This window comes from Pseudomonas sp. Pse1 (assembly GCF_024519635.1).
Taxonomy (GTDB): domain Bacteria; phylum Pseudomonadota; class Gammaproteobacteria; order Pseudomonadales; family Pseudomonadaceae; genus Aquipseudomonas.
Map to the genome: position 1 here is coordinate 164,466 of NZ_JALJRO010000009.1, position 18,969 is coordinate 183,434.

At 61.0% G+C, this 18,969-nt stretch carries 13 protein-coding genes; 8 read left to right on the forward strand and 5 right to left on the reverse strand.

The window, feature by feature from the left end; translation table 11 throughout:
• The first annotated feature begins 107 nt into the window (after positions 1 to 107).
• The 4 genes from NR126_RS15645 to NR126_RS15660 all read left to right on the forward strand — a co-directional run bounded on the left by NR126_RS15645 (position 108) and on the right by NR126_RS15660 (position 9,426).
• Positions 108 to 2,411: a YgiQ family radical SAM protein gene (locus NR126_RS15645; RefSeq protein WP_027617544.1), complete on the forward strand. Its 2,304-nt coding sequence runs from the start codon at positions 108 to 110 to the stop codon at positions 2,409 to 2,411.
• A 288-nt stretch (positions 2,412 to 2,699) separates the two neighbouring features.
• Entirely contained in the window at positions 2,700 to 5,975 is a 3,276-nt protein-coding gene (locus NR126_RS15650) for a transglutaminase family protein (protein ID WP_256830581.1), read from the forward strand.
• Positions 5,976 to 6,052: 77 nt separating this feature from the next.
• Positions 6,053 to 8,539, forward strand: a complete 2,487-nt coding sequence (locus NR126_RS15655) for a circularly permuted type 2 ATP-grasp protein (RefSeq protein WP_027617546.1) — start codon at positions 6,053 to 6,055, stop codon at positions 8,537 to 8,539.
• Positions 8,539 to 9,426, forward strand: coding sequence for a transglutaminase family protein (locus NR126_RS15660; protein ID WP_105754001.1), 888 nt, complete (start codon positions 8,539 to 8,541; stop codon positions 9,424 to 9,426). Before NR126_RS15655 ends, NR126_RS15660 begins: the two co-directional genes overlap by 1 nt.
• Before the next feature lie 37 nt (positions 9,427 to 9,463).
• Here the strand turns inward: NR126_RS15660 and NR126_RS15665 are convergent, their stop codons facing one another.
• Together NR126_RS15665 and NR126_RS15670 are read right to left on the reverse strand one after the other, a co-directional pair.
• Positions 9,464 to 9,649, reverse strand: coding sequence for a hypothetical protein (locus NR126_RS15665; protein ID WP_256830582.1), 186 nt, complete (start codon positions 9,647 to 9,649; stop codon positions 9,464 to 9,466).
• A gap of 68 nt (positions 9,650 to 9,717) precedes the next feature.
• Positions 9,718 to 10,305: a TIGR00730 family Rossman fold protein gene (locus NR126_RS15670; RefSeq protein ID WP_256830583.1), complete on the reverse strand. Its 588-nt coding sequence runs from the start codon at positions 10,303 to 10,305 to the stop codon at positions 9,718 to 9,720.
• A 343-nt stretch (positions 10,306 to 10,648) separates the two neighbouring features.
• Here NR126_RS15670 and azu point away from each other — a divergent pair, with 343 nt between their 5' ends.
• A complete protein-coding gene (gene azu / locus NR126_RS15675) occupies positions 10,649 to 11,095 on the forward strand; it encodes an azurin (RefSeq protein ID WP_027617550.1) in 447 nt (148 codons plus the stop codon).
• Between the two features lie 182 nt (positions 11,096 to 11,277).
• On the opposite strand, the gene nadE is transcribed toward azu, so the two are convergent.
• The 3 genes from nadE to NR126_RS15690 form a co-directional block, all read right to left on the reverse strand.
• Positions 11,278 to 12,105, reverse strand: a complete 828-nt coding sequence (gene nadE, locus NR126_RS15680; RefSeq protein WP_105753999.1) for an ammonia-dependent NAD(+) synthetase — start codon at positions 12,103 to 12,105, stop codon at positions 11,278 to 11,280.
• Between the two features lie 3 nt (positions 12,106 to 12,108).
• Positions 12,109 to 13,335, reverse strand: coding sequence for a nicotinate phosphoribosyltransferase (gene pncB / locus NR126_RS15685; RefSeq protein WP_027617552.1), 1,227 nt, complete (start codon positions 13,333 to 13,335; stop codon positions 12,109 to 12,111).
• A 92-nt stretch (positions 13,336 to 13,427) separates the two neighbouring features.
• Positions 13,428 to 14,327 carry a LysR family transcriptional regulator gene (locus tag NR126_RS15690; RefSeq protein WP_105753997.1) on the reverse strand — a complete coding sequence of 300 codons (900 nt, stop codon included), beginning with the start codon at positions 14,325 to 14,327 and terminating at the stop codon, positions 13,428 to 13,430.
• A 163-nt stretch (positions 14,328 to 14,490) separates the two neighbouring features.
• On the opposite strand from NR126_RS15690, the gene NR126_RS15695 reads away from it, so the two are divergent.
• The 3 genes from NR126_RS15695 (at position 14,491) to NR126_RS15705 (ending at position 18,886) form a co-directional block, all read left to right on the forward strand.
• A complete protein-coding gene (locus NR126_RS15695) occupies positions 14,491 to 15,981 on the forward strand; it encodes an aldehyde dehydrogenase family protein (protein WP_105753996.1) in 1,491 nt (496 codons plus the stop codon).
• 126 nt (positions 15,982 to 16,107) lie between these two features.
• Positions 16,108 to 17,391: an FAD-binding oxidoreductase gene (locus NR126_RS15700; protein ID WP_027617555.1), complete on the forward strand. Its 1,284-nt coding sequence runs from the start codon at positions 16,108 to 16,110 to the stop codon at positions 17,389 to 17,391.
• Positions 17,392 to 17,752: 361 nt separating this feature from the next.
• Entirely contained in the window at positions 17,753 to 18,886 is a 1,134-nt protein-coding gene (locus NR126_RS15705; RefSeq protein ID WP_027617556.1) for an ABC transporter substrate-binding protein, read from the forward strand.
• Positions 18,887 to 18,969 lie beyond the last annotated feature (83 nt).

Genomic DNA, 18,969 nt, shown 5'->3' on the forward strand with positions numbered 1-18,969 from the left:
TCGCCGCGATGAGTTCGCCGTAATTTCCGACCGTCACCGTCGGAATTGGTCAAAATTTGTGCTATATTCCGCGCCCGCGATTTTTCACCTCAACACCGGTCACCGTCATGCAAACAGCCAAGCCGTTATTTGACTATCCCAAGTACTGGGCCGAATGCTTCGGTCCAGCGCCATTCCTGCCGATGAGCAGGGAGGAGATGGATCAGCTTGGCTGGGATTCATGCGACATCATCATCGTCACCGGTGATGCCTACGTCGACCATCCATCGTTCGGCATGGCCATCATCGGCCGGCTGCTGGAGTCCCAGGGCTTCCGCGTCGGGATCATTGCCCAGCCAAACTGGCAGTCAAAAGACGACTTCATGAAGCTCGGCGAGCCGAACCTGTTCTTCGGCGTCGCGGCCGGCAACATGGATTCGATGATCAACCGCTACACCGCCGACAAGAAAATTCGTTCCGACGACGCCTATACCCCTGGCGGCATGGCCGGCAAGCGTCCGGATCGCGCGAGCCTGGTGTATAGCCAGCGCTGCAAGGAAGCCTACAAGCATGTGCCGATCGTCCTTGGCGGCATTGAAGCTTCCCTGCGCCGCATTGCCCACTACGACTACTGGCAGGATCGGGTGCGTAACTCGATCCTGATCGATGCCAGCGCTGACATCCTGCTGTACGGCAACGCCGAGCGGGCGATTGTCGAAGTGGCTCAGCGCCTGTCCTACGGGCACAAGATCGAAGACATCACCGATGTGCGCGGCACCGCGTTCATTCGTCGCGACACGCCAAAAGACTGGTACGAAGTCGACTCGACGCGCATCGACCGTCCGGGCAAGATCGACAAGATCATCAACCCGTACGTCAACACCCAGGACACCCAGGCCTGCGCCATCGAGCAGGAGAAGGGGCCCGTTGAGGATCCTCAGGAAGCCAAGGTCGTGCAGATCCTGGCCAGCCCGAAGATGACCCGCGACAAGACCGTGATTCGCCTGCCGTCGGTGGAAAAAGTCCGTAACGACGCAGTGCTTTATGCTCACGCCAACCGCGTGCTGCACCTGGAAACCAACCCGGGCAACGCCCGCGCATTGGTGCAGAAGCACGGCGAAGTCGACGTCTGGTTCAACCCGCCGCCGATTCCGATGACCACCGAAGAAATGGACTATGTGTTCGGCATGCCCTACGCCCGTGTCCCGCACCCGGCGTACGGCAAGGAGAAGATCCCGGCCTACGACATGATCCGCTTCTCGGTGAACATCATGCGCGGCTGCTTCGGTGGCTGTACCTTCTGCTCGATCACCGAGCACGAAGGCCGGATCATCCAGAACCGTTCCGAAGAGTCGATCATTCGCGAGATCGAAGAGATTCGCGACAAGGTGCCGGGTTTTACCGGGGTGATTTCCGACCTTGGCGGGCCGACCGCGAACATGTACCGCATTGCCTGCAAGACCCCGGAAATCGAATCCGCGTGCCGCAAGCCATCGTGTGTGTTCCCGGGCATCTGCCCGAACCTGAACACCGACCACTCGTCGCTGATCCAACTGTATCGCAGCGCCCGTGCCTTGCCGGGTGTGAAGAAGATCCTGATCGCCTCCGGCCTGCGCTACGACCTCGCGGTCGAGTCGCCGGAGTACGTCAAGGAGCTGGTGACCCACCACGTCGGCGGTTACCTGAAGATCGCCCCGGAACACACCGAGGAAGGTCCGCTCAACCAGATGATGAAACCGGGGATCGGCACCTACGACCGGTTCAAGCGGATGTTCGAGAAGTACACCAAGGAAGCAGGCAAGGAGCAGTACCTGATTCCGTACTTCATCGCCGCCCACCCGGGGACCACCGACGAAGACATGATGAACCTGGCGCTGTGGCTCAAGGGCAACGGCTTCCGTGCCGACCAGGTGCAGGCGTTCTACCCTTCGCCAATGGCCACCGCCACCGCGATGTATCACTCGGGCAAGAATCCGCTGCGCAAGGTCACCTACAAGAGCGACGGCGTGACCATCGTCAAGAGCGAGGAGCAGCGCCGCCTGCACAAGGCGTTCTTGCGCTATCACGACCCTAAAGGCTGGCCGATGCTGCGTGAAGCATTGACCCGCATGGGTCGTGCTGACTTGATCGGGCCGGGCAAGAATCAGTTGATCCCGCTGCACCAGCCGTCCACCGACAGCTACCAGAGCGCTCGTCGCAAGAACTCAACGCCGGCAGGTAGCCACAAAGTGTCGGGTGAGAAGACCACCAAGGTCCTGACCCAACATACCGGGTTGCCACCGCGCGCCAGCGATGGTGGCAATCCGTGGGACAAGCGTGAACAGGCCAAGGCTGCGGCGTTCGCCCGCAACCAGCAAGCGGCCAAGGAGCGCAAGGACGCCGCCAAGGGCAAGGGACCGAAGCCGGCCCGCAAGCCGGTGGTGCCACGCTAAACAAAACGCCAACCTCAGGGTTGGCGTTTTGCATTTATCCCTCCAGGAAATGCAGTGAAGCGACCGGCCCCATCTTAAGTAGCGGAGCGCAGCCCGGGCTCCCACAAGGTGCTGGGAAGGCTCGTTCAGACACTCGCCACATTTACGTGCAATCCTGCACCTGCCACTGGGCGGTCGCCCGGTTTTGGTGCTGTACTTCCCTCAGGATCAGGGTAAAGCGTCGCACGCGCCATATGGCATAAGTCTTGCGCGCTTTGCGTCACGCCCAAGGCTCGCAGGAGGCACGCCGTGTCGATTCATGTCGCTTTGCATCACGTCACGCACTACCGCTACGACCGCGCAGTCGAACTCGGTCCGCAGATCGTTCGCCTGCGTCCGGCTGCCCACAGCCGGACGCGGATTCTTTCTTACGCGCTGAAAGTGTTGCCCGAGCAGCATTTCATCAATTGGCAACAGGACCCCCAAGGCAACTACCTGGCGCGTCTGGTATTCCCGGAAAAAACCACAGAGCTGCGTATCGAGGTCGATTTGCTGGCCGAGATGGCGGTGTTCAATCCGTTCGACTTTTTCCTCGAACCCTATGCCGAGCAAATTCCCTTCACCTATGCCGCTGACGAGCGCAAGGAGCTGGCGCCCTACCTCGAAACGCTGCCCTTGACGCCCCAGCTGAAGGCCTACCTTGACGGGATTGATCGTACCCCGCTGCCGGCCGTGGATTTCCTGGTGGCGCTCAACCAGCGCCTGAGCGAGGACATCAATTACCTGATTCGCCTGGAACCTGGCGTGCAGACCCCGGAATACACCCTGGAACATGCGTCCGGCTCGTGCCGCGACTCGGCCTGGCTGCTGGTGCAATTGCTGCGCAATCTCGGTCTGGCGGCGCGCTTCGTGTCCGGTTACCTGATTCAACTGACCGCCGACGTCAAAAGCCTCGACGGCCCGTCGGGCACTGAAGTCGATTTCACCGACCTGCATGCCTGGTGCGAGGTCTATCTGCCGGGCGCCGGTTGGGTCGGCCTGGACGCCACCTCCGGGCTATTTGCGGGTGAAGGGCATATTCCGCTGGCCTGTAGTCCCGATCCTTCCTCCGCGGCACCTATCAGTGGCTTGGTCGAACCCTGCGAGTGCGAATTCACTCATGAGATGTCGGTTGAGCGAATCTGGGAAGCCCCTCGGGTGACCCAGCCCTACACCGACGAACAGTGGCAGGCGATTCAAGATTTGGGGCGGCAGATCGACGCTGACCTGCAAGCCGGCGATGTGCGCTTGACCATGGGGGGCGAGCCGACCTTTGTCTCCATCGATGACCCGGATGGCGCCGAATGGAACACCGCCGCCCTCGGGCCTGATAAGCGTCGCTTGTCTGCCGAGTTGTTCCAGCGCTTGCGCCAGCGTTACGCGCCCCAGGGCCTGGTGCACTTTGGCCAGGGCAAGTGGTACCCCGGTGAACAGTTGCCGCGCTGGTCGTTGAATTGCTATTGGCGGCGGGACGGTGTGCCGATCTGGCATGAGCCGGCGTTGATCGCCGATGAGCAGCAGGATTACGCCGCCGACAGCACCCTGGCTGGGCGTTTCCTGGCGAGTGTGGCCGAGCGCCTGAAACTGCCTGCGCGCTTTGTGTTCCCTGCCTACGAGGACAGTCTCTATTACCTCTGGCGCGAAGGTGCCCTGGCGCAGAACGTCAGCGCTGAAGACTCCCGGCTGGAAGAGCCGCTGGAGCGTGCTCGCTTGCGCAAGGTCTTCAGCCAGGGCCTGGACAAGGTAATCGGTCAGGTGTTGCCGCTGGCTCGCACTGCCAAGGGCGATCAATGGCAGAGCGGACGCTGGTACCTGCGTGATGAGCATTGTCGTTTGGTCCCCGGCGATTCGCCCCTGGGTTATCGCTTGCCGCTGGGGTCACAGCCTTGGGTGAAAGCGGCCGATTACCCGTTTATTCATCCCGTCGATCCCAATCAGGACTTGCCGGCGTTGCCAGGCAGCGAACAACTGCGCGATCAGCAGCCCGCTGTAACGGCCGAGGAGCGTGCCCCGGCCTTTGACGAATCCGCCGACTGGCTGACGCGCACTGCGCTCTGTGCCGAAGCCCGGGAAGGGCGCCTGTACCTGTTCATGCCGCCGCTGCAGCGGGTCGAGGACTACCTGGAGCTGGTCAGTGTCATTGAGGCGACTGCCGAGGAGTTGCAGTGCCCGGTTTTGCTTGAAGGGTATGAACCGCCGAGCGATCCACGGTTGAGCAATTTCCGGGTAACCCCGGACCCGGGCGTCATCGAGGTCAACGTGCAGCCGTCCGCCAGTTGGGATGAGTTGGTGGAACGCACCGAATTCCTCTACGAAGAGGCACGGCAGACGCGCCTGAGCACCGAGAAATTCATGATCGATGGCCGGCATACCGGCACCGGCGGTGGTAACCATTTCGTCCTGGGCGGCGCGACTCCGGCGGATTCACCCTTTTTACGCCGCCCCGATCTGTTACGTAGCCTGATCAGCTACTGGCATAACCATCCATCGCTGTCCTACCTGTTTTCCGGACTGTTCATCGGCCCGACTTCCCAGGCGCCGCGGGTGGACGAAGCGCGCAATGACGCGTTGTACGAACTGGAAATCGCCTTCGCGCAGATGCCGGGACCTGGCGTCGAGTGCGCGCCGTGGCTGGTGGATCGCTTGCTGCGCAATTTGCTGATAGATGTCACGGGCAATACCCATCGGGCCGAGTTCTGCATCGACAAGCTGTATTCGCCGGACGGTGTCACCGGCCGCCTCGGCCTGCTGGAGCTGCGCGCTTTTGAGATGCCACCCCATGCCCGCATGAGCCTGGCTCAGCAACTGTTGCTGCGGGCGCTGGTGGCACGGTTCTGGCGCGAACCGTATACGCCCGCCAAGTTGGCACGCTGGGGCACGCAACTGCATGATCGCTTCCTGTTGCCGCACTTTATCGAGCAGGATTTCGCCGACGTCATCGCCGAGCTCAACGCGGCAGGTTATGGGCTGCGCACTGATTGGTTCGCGGCGCATCTGGAGTTTCGCTTTCCCAAGGTCGGAGACTACGCGGTCAACGGCATTGAACTGCAAGTGCGTCAGGCGCTGGAGCCGTGGCATGTGCTGGGCGAGGAGGGGGCGGCAGGCGGCACGGTACGTTACGTCGATTCGTCGCTCGAGCGCCTGCAGGTCAAGCTCACCGGGCTTGCGCCGCAGCGTTACAGCCTGACGTGCAACGGTATTCCTGTGCCGCTGCAACCGACCGGGCGCGTCGGCGAGTTCGTCGCTGGTGTGCGGTTCCGCGCCTGGCAGCCGGCTAATTGCCTGCAGCCGACCATCCCGGTGCATGCGCCCTTGGTGTTTGATCTGGTCGATACTTGGATGCAGCGTTCGCTGGGCGGTTGCCAGTATCACGTCGCCCATCCGGGTGGACGCAATTACGACAGCTTGCCGGTGAACGCCAATGAGGCGGAGAGTCGACGCATGGCACGGTTTTTCCGGTTCGGGCATAGCCCTGGGACCTTGTCTGTCGTGTCGCCGGTGATCGATGACGAGTTCCCCTTGACCCTCGATTTACGACGTTTCTGAAGCATCCGCGACGCCGCGCACCTCGGCGTCACAGGTCTGCGTTACTGTGATATTTCCTTGTCTCTGCCGAGCTTTCCATGTCCGACCTGTTAGACCGTTACCCGCTCACGGCGGGCACCTACCATGAACTGCTCGATGACAAGGGCGGCGTGCGCGCGCATTGGCGGCGGCTGTTTGATCACTTGCAGCGCAGCACGCCCGGACAGCTGCGGCAGCGACAGACACTGCTGGCCCGGCAGATCCAGGAAAACGGCGTCACCTATAACGTCTATGCCGATCCCAAGGGCGCTGACCGGCCCTGGGAGCTGGACCTGCTACCTCATGTCATCGCCGCCGATGAGTGGCAACAGCTGTCGGCCGGGATTGCCCAGCGGGCGCGCCTGCTGAATGCCGTGCTGGCCGACCTGTATGGCCCGCAACGTTTGATCGCCGAAGGGCTGCTACCGGCTGAGCTGGTGTTCGGTCACAACAATTTCCTTTGGCCCTGCCAGGGCATCCAGGCACCAGACGGCATATTTTTGCACCTCTATGCAGTCGATCTGGCCCGCACACCCGATGGCCGCTGGTGGGTCACCGCCGACCGCACCCAAGCGCCCTCCGGCGCCGGCTACGCCCTGGAAAACCGCACCATCGTCTCGCGCGCCTTTCCAGAGTTGTACCGCGATATGCACGTTCAACACCTGGCCGGTTTTTTTCGCACCCTGCAGGAAACCCTGGCCCGCCAGGCATCCTGCGACGACGAGGTACCGCTGGTGGTGCTGTTGACCCCCGGGCGCTTCAATGAAAGTTATTTCGAACACCTGTACCTGGCGCGGCAACTGGGTTATCCGCTGGTCGAAGGCGGCGACTTGACGGTGCGTGATGCCACGGTCTATCTCAAGACCCTCAGCGGCCTGCGCCGGGTCCACGCAATCATGCGCCGGCTCGATGATGACTTCTGCGATCCGCTGGAACTGCGGACCGACTCGGCTCTGGGTGTGCCGGGTTTGCTGGAGGCGGCACGTCGAGGGCGGGTGCTGGTGGCCAATGCCTTGGGCAGCGGAGTGCTCGAGTCACCGGGGCTGCTGGGATTCCTGCCGAAGATCAATGAGTTCCTGTTTGGTGAGGCGTTGATCCTGCCGTCGATTGCCACCTGGTGGTGCGGCGAGCCTCCCGTGCTGGCGCAAGCGCTGGAAAAGTTGCCGGAGCTGCTGATCAAACCAGCGTTTCCGTCGCAAAGCTTTTCGCCGGTTTTTGGCCGTGACTTGAGTGAAAAACAGCGTGAAGAGCTGGCTGAGCGCATACGGGCGAGGCCATACGCTTATGTCGCGCAAGAACTCGCACAATTGTCCCAAGCGCCGGTCTGGCAGGCCGAGACTGGTCAACTGCAGCCACGCGCCATCGGCATGCGGATGTATGCGGTGGCCGATGATGATGGCTATCGGGTGTTGCCGGGAGGCCTGACCCGGGTTGCCGGAGAGGCCGATGCCGAAGTGGTGTCGATGCAGCGTGGCGGTGCCAGCAAGGACACCTGGGTGTTGGGCCAACGGGCGCCGGTTGGCGAGCAGTGGAAGGCGCAACGAACCCTGGGCGTCCACGACCTGATACGCCGCGATCCCTACCTGCCCTCGCGCGTAGTGGAGAACCTGTTCTGGTTTGGTCGTTACTGCGAGCGCTGTGATGACAGCGCTCGGCTGCTACGCATCATGCTCAGTCGTTATGTCGATGGCGATGATCCGCGCACCTTGCAGGCGGCTGTCGAGTTGGGTGAAAGCCTGTTGCTGTTGCCCGATGAGGGTGAACTGCCCGAGCGCCTGCTCGCCGCGCTGCTGGGGGAGGATTGGTCATTTAGCCTGCGCGCTAACCTGCAACGCCTGCAATGGGCGGCGTCCCAGGTACGGGGCAAGCTGTCGCGGGAAAACTGGCAGGCGTTGGTTGAGCTGCAGCGCGAAGCCCTGGAGCTGGAAACCGAGGCCCCTGATTTCGGTGAACTGCTGGACTTCCTCAATCGCCTGGTGATGTCGCTGGCGGCCCTTTCGGGTTTTGCCCTGGATGACATGACCCGCGACGAAGGCTGGCGATTCCTGATGATTGGCCGGCGGATCGAGCGCCTGCAGTTCCTGAGCAGCAGCCTGGCGGGCTTCCTGCGCGGCGCTGGCGCCTTTGAACAGGCCGGGTTGGAGTGGCTGCTTGAGCTGGGGAACAGCAGTATCACCTACCGCTCGCGCTATCTGGCGGTGGCACAACTGATCCCGGTGCTCGACTTGTTGCTGCTCGATGAGCAGAACCCTCATGCGGTGCTCTTTCAACTGAAGCTGGTAAGCCGCAGCCTTAAGCGGCTGAACGATGATTTCGCCGCGCCTCGCGAGCTGGCGTTGCCGATACTGGTCGAGCGCCTGGCCAGCGTTGACCTGGGTTGCCTGGAGAACGCCCTGTTTGGCGACAGCAGCGTGCGTTCGGCGCTCAACGGGCTAGCGGACTTGCTGCAGGAAATCGCCGACGTCAGTAATCAGGTCTCGGATCGCCTGGCACTGCGCCATTTCGCCCATGTCGACGATATCAGCCAACGTACGGTGTCCGTGTAATGAGTGCCCGTTATCAGATTCTTCATGACACCCACTACCACTACGACAGTCCGGTATCCCTGGCTCAGCAGCTCGCCCATTTGTGGCCACGCGCCTGCGCCTGGCAACGCTGTACCGAACAACAGTTGCTGATTAGCCCGGACCCGACGACTCGCCGAGACGAGCTTGATGTATTCGGTAATCCGCTGACGCGCCTGGCGTTTGAGCGACCGCACGATGAGTTGCAGGTCAATGCCCGCTTGAGTGTCGAGGTATTGGACCGTCCGACAGTGGATTTCCAACGATCACCGGCCTGGGAGGCGACTCGCAGCGCCTTGACCTACAGCGGCCGGGCTGTCACTGAGGACCTGCTGCAGGCCTGTCGTTACCGCTTCGAGTCGCCCTATGTGCACCTCAAGAGTAGCTTTGTCGAGTTTTCCCACAGTTGCTTTCCTCCGGGAAGGCCGTTGATGCTGGGCGTCCAGGCGTTGATGGAGAAGATCTTCAGCGAGTTTACCTTCGACGCCGAAGCCACACAGGTTGCGACACCCTTGGTGGAGGTGTTGGAGCGGCGACGTGGGGTCTGCCAGGATTTTGCCCACTTGATGCTGGCCTGCGTGCGTTCGCGGGGATTGGCGGCGCGTTATGTCAGCGGTTACCTATTGACGCAGCCGCCACCGGGCCAGCCGCGGCTGATCGGTGCCGATGCTTCCCATGCCTGGGTTTCAGTGTTCTGCCCGGAGTTGGGCTGGGTGGATTTCGATCCGACCAACAATGTGCAGCCTGCGCTGGAGCACATTACCCTGGCCTGGGGCCGGGACTTTTCCGATGTCTCGCCATTGCGCGGGGTGATCCTGGGCGGTGGCAGCCACGATCCGGAGGTGAGGGTGACGGTGATGCCTTTGTAGAAGCGGGGGCTTACCCACTTCTACAAAAGATCGCGATTCAGGCCTCGGGGGCCAGGTCTTTCGGTGCCTCTACCGTGTCATCTGCAACCACTTCACTGTCGGTGCCGGGGTTCAGTGCGTCTGTTTCGGCAGCCGCTTTCTTGCGTTGCAGCTTTTCCTCTTTCTTCTGCTCCTTGGCCAAGTCTCTCTGACGTTTGGCGAAGGAGTAATTAGGTTTGGCCATGGGCGATCCTCTGGGGTCGAAGGTGAGGTTGGGCGGCGCGTATTCTGCCTTTAAACAGGGGACAAGGGTTAGTTGGGTTTTTGTCCGTCCCATTTTGGCGTGACGACGGGCTGCCAGGTATCCAGCGCATCCAGCAGATCTTGCGGCGATTCGCTGGTTTGCAGCATGTCACGGTGATGGCTGCGAACGAAGCCTTCGCCGACGACATGATCAAGAAAAGCGGTGAGTTTGCTGTAGAAACCATTCACTTCCAGCAAGCCCAGCGGCTTACCGTGGTAGCCGAGCTGGCCCCAGGTCCAGACTTCGAACAGTTCCTCGAATGTCCCCAGGCCGCCGGGCAGGGCGATGAAGGCGTCGCTGAGTTCGGCCATCCGAGCCTTGCGCGCATGCATGCCGTCGACCACTTCCAGGCGAGTCAGGCCCTTGTGCCCGATTTCCTTGCTTTTCAGGCTTTCGGGAATAATCCCGATCACTTCACCGCCTGCCGCCAGCGCGGCGTCGGCGACAATGCCCATCAGGCCGACGGCGCCACCGCCATAGACCAGGGTCAATTGGCGTCGGGCCAGCTCTTTACCGAGGGCGATGGCGGCTTCGCGGTAGGCCGGGTTGGAGCCAGTGCTGGCGCCGCAAAACACACAAACAGATGTTAGAGACATGCCTTACTCCGTGATCAGGGACGAGCGCAGAGTAATGGTTGGCGCCGGGTGCTCCAAGGATTAATCCGCGCGCCGGGGTTCTTCGCAGGTGCCGCTGGCACCACAGGCGTAGGCCGCGAGCAGGCTGCATAACAGGCTGTTGATGAACATGATGGGTACTCCAGGCTTGGGTCGATGGGCTGATCTTAAGCTGGCGCGAGGTGTCTGGCTGGTAGATTGTGTCGATGGGTCCCATAGCCCGAAAGTTGTATACAATTCTTGATTCAGGTCATATGAACTTCTGGAATTTTCAGGCAGTCTCTACACCATACGGATTTTTTTAACCCTGCCTTGGAGATTCACCATGTTTGCCAAACTTGTTGCGGTATCCCTGCTGACGCTGGCCAGCAGCCAATTGATGGCTGCGGAATGCAAGGTCACCGTCGACTCCACCGACCAAATGTCCTTCAACAGCAAGGCCATTGAAATCGACAAGAGCTGCAAAACCTTCACCGTCGAGCTGACCCACTCTGGCAGCCTGCCCAAGAACGTCATGGGCCATAACTGGGTACTGAGCAAAGAAGCGGACATGCAGCCGATCGCCACTGACGGTCTGGCCGCCGGCATCGACAAGAACTACCTGAAAGACGGCGACGCGCGCATCATCGCCCACACCAAAATCATCGGTGCTGGCGAAAAAGACTCGGTGACATTCGACGTTTCCAAGCTCGATGCCAATGAAAAATACGGCTTCTTCTGCTCGTTCCCTGGCCACATCTCGATGATGAAAGGCACCGTGACCCTGAAGTAATCAGGCACACCGCGTCATCGCTCTTCGCTGGCAACCCAGCTCTCACAGGAATTTTCGGTGATCACACAATCTGTGGGAGCGGCCTTGCGCGAGAAGGGGCCATTCGCATCGACGCATGTTTTGGCCAAAGAAAAGCCCGCTGAAGCTCAACACTTCAGCGGGCTTTTTCATTCACTCACGCCTCAAGGCGCAAACGGCATCACGCGTTTGTGCTGGGTCTTGCGATAGGTGTCGCAGATGATCCGGAACGCTTCTTCGCGGACCGGCTCGCCGTGCAGGAAGGCGTCGATTTCGCCGTAGGTCACGCCATGGGACGCTTCATCCGGTTTGCCCGGGGACAGGTCCTCGAGGTCGGCGGTGGGTACTTTTTCCACCAGCGACTCGGGGGCGCCGAAGTGTCGGGCGATGGCCCGTACCTGGTTCTTCACCAAGCCACTCAGGGGGGCGAGATCGCAGGCACCGTCACCGAACTTGGTGAAGAAACCCATCACCGCCTCGGCCGCGTGGTCGGTGCCGATCACCAGGCCCTGGGCGGCGCCGGCGATGGTGTACTGAGCGACCATGCGCATCCGTGCCTTGGTATTGCCCAGGACGAAGTCCACCGCCGCCGCCGGCTTGCCTTCAAAGGCCGCGACTTCACTGGCCAGGGCCTTGACGGCCGGGCCAATGTTGACGGTGTGGCGCTCGTCGGGGGTGATGAAGTCCACGCAAGCCTGGGCTTCGTGTTCGTCGAATTGGGTCTGATACGGCAGGCGAACGGCAATGAACTTGTAGGACATGTCACCCGTGCGCTCACGCAGCTCGCGCATGGCACGCTGGGCCAGCAGGCCGGCGGTCAGCGAGTCGACGCCGCCGCTGATCCCCAGTACCAGCGTCTTGAGCCCGGAGTTGACCAGGCAATCCTGAATGAAACCGACTCGCCGGACGATTTCCGCTTCCAGGGCAGCCTGGTCGGCGAATGGCGGTTGAACCTTGAGCTGCTCAGCAATCTCACGCTGTACGGCTTGCATGAATTACTCCTTGCTTGAATGTGCGGATGGGGCGGCAGGTACTTGAAACACGTGTCGCAAATAGGCGACGAAATTCGGGTCCTTGCAGTGGGTCTTGCCCGGTTCATCGCTGATCTTGGCAACGGGCTGGCCATTGCAGGCAGCCATTTTAAGCACGATGCTCATGGGCTCGACACCGGGAATGTCGCAAGTCAGGTTGGTGCCGATGCCGAAACTGACATTGATCCGACCGCGCAGCGCCCGGAAGATCTCCAGCGATCGAGGCAGCGTCAGGCTGTCGGAGAATACCAAGGTCTTGCTCATCGGCTCGATGCCCAGCTTGTGGTAGTGGGCGATAGCTTTTTCAGCCCAGGCAATCGGGTCGCCGGAGTCATGGCGCAAACCGTCGAACAGCTTGGCGAAGTACAGATCGAAATCGTTGAGGAAGGCGTCAGTGGTGATGCAGTCGGTCAGGGCGATGCCGAGCAAGCCCCGGTACTCGCGGACCCAGCAATCGAGGGCGGCGCTCTGACTGTCGATCAGGCGTGGACCGAGTTGCTGGTGGGCCATGATCCATTCGTGGGCCATGGTGCCCAGGGGTTTCATGTCCAGCTCGCGGGACAGGTGCACATTGCTGGTGCCGACAAAACGACCGGGGAAATCGTGCTTGAGCACAGTCACCACTTCCTCCTGCACGCGGTAGGAAAACCTGCGCCGCGTGCCGAAATCAGCCACCTGCAATTCGCATAGTTCCTCGCTGCTGGCATTGGCGGTCAACCAGTCGAATTTGCGGTACAGCTGCTCGCGCGCCTGCTCCAGCACCACTTCGCGGTAGCGGTAGCGATTGCGCACTTCGCTAACAATCGCCAGCAACGGTACTTCGAACAGAATCACGTGCAGCCACGGGCCGCGCAGGCGGATAAACAGCTCGCCATTTTCGATGCCGGTATGGATGTAGCGCAGGTTGAAGCGAAACAGCCCGAGAAACCGCAGGAAGTCCGGCTTCATAAAGCTGATGCGCTCGAGAAAGCCCAATTGGTCGGCGCTGAGGCTCAACTCGGCGAGGCGTTCGATCTGAACGCGGATTTCCGCCAGATAAGGGCGCAGGTCCTCGCTGTTACGGCAGCGAAACTCCCATTCAACCTCGACGTTGGGGTAGTTGTGCAGCACCGCCTGCATCATCGTCAGCTTGTAGAAGTCGGTGTCGAGCAGGTTCTGCACGATGCGATCGGCAAACACACTCTCGCTCATAACGGGGATCTCCAGGCTGGCCGCAGCCTATGCCGTGATTCAGGGAATGGGCCCAGTGGCGCATATCCACGAGGCCCAAGGCCAGTGTTTTTTCAGTGGGGCGTCTCGACCTGCTCCAGCATCCACTTGACGAAGTCGCGCACCTTGGGGACTTCCGCCGAATGCTCCGGGTAGGCCAGGTAATAGGCATCGCTGCTGGGCATTGCATGCTGCCACGGAATCACCAGCTTGCCGTCGGCCAACTCTTCCTCCACCAGAAAGCGTGGCAGCAGGGCGACGCCGCAACCGACCTGGGCGGCGCGGATGCACATGTAAAAGGTCTCAAAACGCGGGCCGTGGTAGCTGTGCTCGGTCTGAAAGCCCTGGCTGGCGAACCAGTCGTGCCAGGCCTGGGGGCGCGAGGCGTTTTGCAGCAGGACCAGTTCACTGAGCTGGGTCGGATCGGTAAACGGGGTGGCAGGCAGGCTGCCCGGCGCGCACACCGGAACCAGCTCTTCGCCGAACAATTTCAGGCACTCGGTGCCCGGCCGTGAGCCCTGGCCGAAGAAAAATGCGAGGTCACTGTGGCCTTGCAGCAGATCGTCGGCTTCCTGTTCATTGCGCAGGTCGAGGTGAATCTGCGGATGGCGCAGGCGCCAGCCCTTGAGGCGAGGCACCAGCCAACGTGCGCCGAAAGTGGATGGCGTAGAGACCCGCAGGACTTCAGTCTCGCCGCCGTAGGAGCGCAGGTAATGCGTCGACATCTCGACCTGGGTGAGGATTTTTCGGACTTCGACCAGGTACAAATCTCCGGCCGGGGTCATCTGCAGGCGTCGACGTACCCGGCGAAACAGCAGATGCTGCAGCAACTCCTCGAGCTGGGCCACTTGTTTGCTCACGGCGCTTTGCGTCAGGTTCAACTCTTCTGCCGCACGGGTGAAGCTCAAGTGGCGGGTGACCGCTTCGAAGCACTGCAGGGCAGTGATCGAGGGCAAATGGCGTTTATTCAGCATGGGGAGTCCCTTGTTCTTGTCGCGGCGCTTTGCATGAATAAACGGAATGATATCTCGCTTAATGGTCGTTTGTTGCCACGTCTTCGTAGCGCTACAACTAGAGTCCTGATCAGCCGTGTGATTGCGGCTGCACACTTTCTGTCTTTTGCTTGAGGAGTGACCCATGGTTGCCGCATTGCTTGATCGTTTGGGAGTGAACCCGGCCCTGTACCAGAACGGCAAAGTGGCGGTGCATTCGCCCATCGATGGCAGCCAGATCGGCGCCGTGAACTGGGAAGGCGCCGCGCAGGTCGAGCAGCACATCAGCCGCGCCGATCATGCCTTCGAACTATGGCGCAAGGTACCGGCGCCGCGCCGTGGTGAGTTGGTCCGCCAATTGGGCGAGATCCTCCGTGAATACAAGTCCGACCTCGGTGAGTTGGTGTCGTGGGAGGCGGGCAAGATTACTCAGGAAGGCCTGGGTGAAGTGCAGGAAATGATCGACATCTGCGACTTCGCCGTTGGCCTGTCGCGTCAACTCTACGGCCTGACCATCGCCTCCGAGCGCCCTGGCCACCACATGCGCGAAACCTGGCATCCGCTGGGCGTCGTCGGGGTCATCAGCGCGTTCAACTTCCCGGTCGCGGTCTGGGCCTGGAACACCACGCTGGCGCTGGTCTGCGGTAACCCGGTGATCTGGAAACCTTCGGAAAAGACCCCGCTCACCGCCCTGGCCTGCCAGGCGCTGTTTGACCGCGTGCTGAAAAACTTCAGCGATGCACCACCGCACCTGAGCCAGGTGATCATTGGTGGCCGCGATGCCGGCGAAGCGCTGGTGGATGATCCTCGTGTGGCCCTGGTCAGCGCTACTGGCAGCACCCGCATGGGCCGCGAAGTGGCACCGAAAATCGCCGCACGCTTCGCCCGCAGCATCCTTGAGCTGGGCGGCAACAACGCGATGATCCTCGGCCCAAGTGCCGATCTGGACATGGCCGTTCGCGCCATCCTGTTCAGTGCGGTCGGCACCGCTGGCCAGCGCTGCACCACCTTGCGCCGGTTGATCGCCCACGAGTCGGTCAAGGAAGAGATTGTCACCCGCCTCAAGGCCGCGTATTCCAAAGTGCGCATCGGTCATCCGCTGGAGGGCAACCTGATCGGTCCGCTGGTCGACAAGCACAGTTTCGACAACATGCAGGACGCCCTGGAGCAGGCCTTGAGCGAAGGCGGCCGGGTGTTCGGTGGCAAGCGCCAACTCGAAGACCAGTTCCCCAATGCCTATTACGTCTCGCCGGCGATCGTCGAAATGCCGGAGCAGAGCGATGTGGTCTGCAGCGAAACCTTCGCCCCAATCCTGTACGTGGTCGGCTACAGCGACTTCGCCGAAGCACTGCGCCTGAACAACGCCGTGCCACAAGGCCTGTCGTCGTGCATCTTCACCACCGATGTGCGTGAAGCCGAGCAGTTCATGTCGGCGGTCGGCAGTGACTGCGGGATTGCTAACGTCAACATCGGCCCGAGCGGCGCGGAAATCGGCGGTGCCTTTGGTGGCGAAAAAGAAACCGGCGGTGGTCGCGAGTCCGGTTCCGACGCCTGGCGCGGTTACATGCGCCGCCAGACCAACACGGTCAACTATTCGCTGGAACTGCCGCTGGCCCAGGGCATTACGTTCGACTGATTAATGCTCCCCCTGTAGGAGCGAGCTTGCTCGCGATAGCGTCAGAGGCTGTGCCGACGTCATCGCGAGCAAGCTCGCTCCTACATTTGACAGGTGTATTTGTTGGGTTTCTGCTGGAGTCTGGCAATGCCGTTACGCGAAGAGTGCTTATGGGAAAAACTGACGCCGCAGCGGCCTGACCGAGCGGCGCTCAAGGGTGAGATAACAGCAGATGTCTGCGTGATCGGCGCCGGTTTCACCGGTTTGTCGGCAGCGGTGCATTTGCTTGAGCAGGGCAAGACGGTCTGTGTATTGGAGGCCCAGCGCTGTGGTCAGGGTGGGTCGGGACGCAATGTCGGGCTGGTCAACGCCGGCATGTGGATCCCGCCGGATGAAATCGAAGAAGGCTTTGGTGAGGCCATTGGCAGCCAGCTCAACCGCATGCTCGGCGCTGCACCGTCGCTGGTGTTCAGCCTGATCGACAAGTATAAAATCGACTGCCAGTTGCGCCGTGAAGGCACGCTGCACATGGCGCACAACGCGCGTGGCGAAGCTGATCTGCGCAGCCGCGAGGAGCAATGGAAGCGCCGCGGTGCTCCCGTGGAGTTGTTGACTGGGGCAGCTTGCGAGCAGGCGACCGGGACCAAAAAAATTGCCGCAGCCTTGCTCGATCGGCGTGCCGGCACGCTCAATCCGATGGCCTACACCAGTGGTCTGGCCAAGGCCGCAAGCGATCTGGGCGGTCGGTTGTTCGATCATTCACCGGTCACCCGCCTTGAGCGGCAGGGCCAGCGCTGGTCAGTGCAAACCGCTGCGGGTTCTGTGTTGGCCGAGCAAGTAGTGATCGCATCCAACGCCTACACCGAGGGCGACTGGACCGAGTTGCGGCGTAACTTCTTCCCCGGCTTTTACTATCAGGTGGCTTCGACGCCGCTGACCGAGGACGCTGCGCAGCAGATTCTGCCGGGTGGCCAGGGTTCCTGGGATACCCGCCAGGTACTCAGCAGCATTCGCCGCGACAAGGACGGCCGGTTGTTGCTCGGCAGCCTGGGCAACGGCAATCGCAAGCCGACCTGGTTTCTCAAGGCCTGGGCCGATCGGGTGCAGCAACACTATTTCCCGTATTTGAAACCGGTGGAATGGGAGTGCACCTGGACCGGCTGTATCGCCTTTACTCCCGATCATTTGATGCGCTTGTACGAGCCAGCACCAGGCCTGGTAGCTGTCACCGGTTACAACGGCCGGGGCGTGACCACCGGAACCGTGGTCGGAAAAGCCTTCGCCGACTACCTGTGTAACGGAAATCCTCAAGCGTTGCCCATCCCATTTGCACCCATGCAGCCGGTGCTGGGGGTAGGGGTGCGCAGTTGCCTGTATGAGGCTGGTTTTTCTCTGTATCACGCGGGCCAGTGCCTGCGGATTGTCATTTAAGCAGCGGAATCTGCTCGCGCCAGCGGCAGTTTTCGAAGTTGCGACTAGCCTGTAGTGGTGCGGGTTGTAGCAGTCGCGCACCAGCAGTGTGCAGTTCGGTGACGCGTGCTGTTACAGGTCGGTTGCACGTCGTTTCTGCTTATGGTTGCAATGGTGGCACGCGGAGGTTGCGCCAAAAATAAATAGTGGTTTTACCTTCTGCGTTTTAGACGGTTGCACGCCCAATGAAAATGGGCTCGAAACAGTCGAAATAACAATAAAGCAGCGACTTGTTAACGAATAAAAAACCGATGGCACGGCCCTTGCTCTAAGCATGGAGTGAAGTCGCAGTGCCAACTAAAAAACCTTGGAGCACCACCTCATGTCCCAGACGTTTTACAAAAAAGGCTTTCTGGCCCTCGCAGTCGCTACTGCGCTGGGTGTTTCGGCGTTTGCTCAGGCTGACATCAAGATCGGCGTTGCGGGACCCATGACCGGTGCCAACGCGGCATTTGGCGAGCAGTACATGAAGGGCGCACAGGCTGCCGCCGACGCGGTGAACGCTGCAGGTGGCGTCAATGGCGAGAAGATTGTGCTGGTCAAGGGCGATGACGCCTGCGAGCCAAAACAGGCGGTGACCGTCGCCAAGGACCTGACTAACCAGAAAGTTGCCGGTGTAGTCGGTCACTTTTGCTCCTCCTCGACCATCCCGGCGTCGGAGATCTATGACGAAGCGGGCATCATCGCCATCACCCCCGGTTCCACCAACCCGCAAGTTACCGAGCGCGGCCTGAGCGCCATGTTCCGTATGTGCGGGCGTGACGACCAGCAAGGCATCGTTGCCGGCGACTACATTGTCGACGTGCTCAAGGGCAAGAAAGTCGTGGTGCTGCACGATAAGGACACCTACGGCCAGGGCCTGGCAGATGCGACCAAGGCACAACTGGTCAAGCGCGGCGTGACGCCGGTGCTGTATGAAGGCCTGACCCGTGGCGAGAAAGACTTCAGCGCCGTGGTCACCAAGATCCGCGCCGCCGGTGCCGACGTGGTGTACTTCGGCGGCCTGCACCCGGAAGCCGGTCCGCTGGTCAAGCAACTGCGTACTGAAGGCCTGAAAGACGTCAAGTTCATGTCCGACGACGGCATCGTGACCGACGAACTGGTGACCACCGCCGGTGGCCCGCAATACGTCGACGGCGTGCTGATGACCTTCGGCGCCGACCCACGCATGCTGCCAGAGAGCAAGGCGGTGGTGGACGCGTTCCGCAAGGCTGGCACCGAGCCTGAAGGCTACACCCTGTATGCCTACGCCTCGGTCCAGGCACTAGCCGCCGGCTTCAATGGCGCCAAATCCAACAAAGGCGAAGACGCTGCCAAGTGGCTCAAGGCCAACCCGGTGAAAACTGTCATGGGCGAAAAAACCTGGGACGCCAAGGGTGACCTGAAAGTCTCCGACTACGTGGTTTACCAGTGGGACAAGGACGGCAAATATCACCAGTTGGAAAAACAGAAGTAAACGCGATCGGCTAGACGACATCGACTCCATGTAGGAGCGAGCCTGCTCGCGATGACGGACTGACAGGCGACATTTTTGTTGAA

Coding starts and splice junctions, on each gene's coding strand:
- NR126_RS15645 (WP_027617544.1), top strand. CDS start 108: ATGCAAACAGCCAAGCCGTTATTTGACTATCCCAAGTACTGGGCCGAA.
- NR126_RS15655 (WP_027617546.1), top strand. CDS start 6,053: ATGTCCGACCTGTTAGACCGTTACCCGCTCACGGCGGGCACCTACCAT.
- NR126_RS15660 (WP_105754001.1), top strand. CDS start 8,539: ATGAGTGCCCGTTATCAGATTCTTCATGACACCCACTACCACTACGAC.
- NR126_RS15665 (WP_256830582.1), bottom strand. CDS start 9,649: ATGGCCAAACCTAATTACTCCTTCGCCAAACGTCAGAGAGACTTGGCC.
- NR126_RS15670 (WP_256830583.1), bottom strand. CDS start 10,305: ATGTCTCTAACATCTGTTTGTGTGTTTTGCGGCGCCAGCACTGGCTCC.
- azu (WP_027617550.1), top strand. CDS start 10,649: ATGTTTGCCAAACTTGTTGCGGTATCCCTGCTGACGCTGGCCAGCAGC.
- nadE (WP_105753999.1), bottom strand. CDS start 12,105: ATGCAAGCCGTACAGCGTGAGATTGCTGAGCAGCTCAAGGTTCAACCG.
- pncB (WP_027617552.1), bottom strand. CDS start 13,335: ATGAGCGAGAGTGTGTTTGCCGATCGCATCGTGCAGAACCTGCTCGAC.
- NR126_RS15690 (WP_105753997.1), bottom strand. CDS start 14,327: ATGCTGAATAAACGCCATTTGCCCTCGATCACTGCCCTGCAGTGCTTC.
- NR126_RS15695 (WP_105753996.1), top strand. CDS start 14,491: ATGGTTGCCGCATTGCTTGATCGTTTGGGAGTGAACCCGGCCCTGTAC.
- NR126_RS15700 (WP_027617555.1), top strand. CDS start 16,108: ATGCCGTTACGCGAAGAGTGCTTATGGGAAAAACTGACGCCGCAGCGG.
- NR126_RS15705 (WP_027617556.1), top strand. CDS start 17,753: ATGTCCCAGACGTTTTACAAAAAAGGCTTTCTGGCCCTCGCAGTCGCT.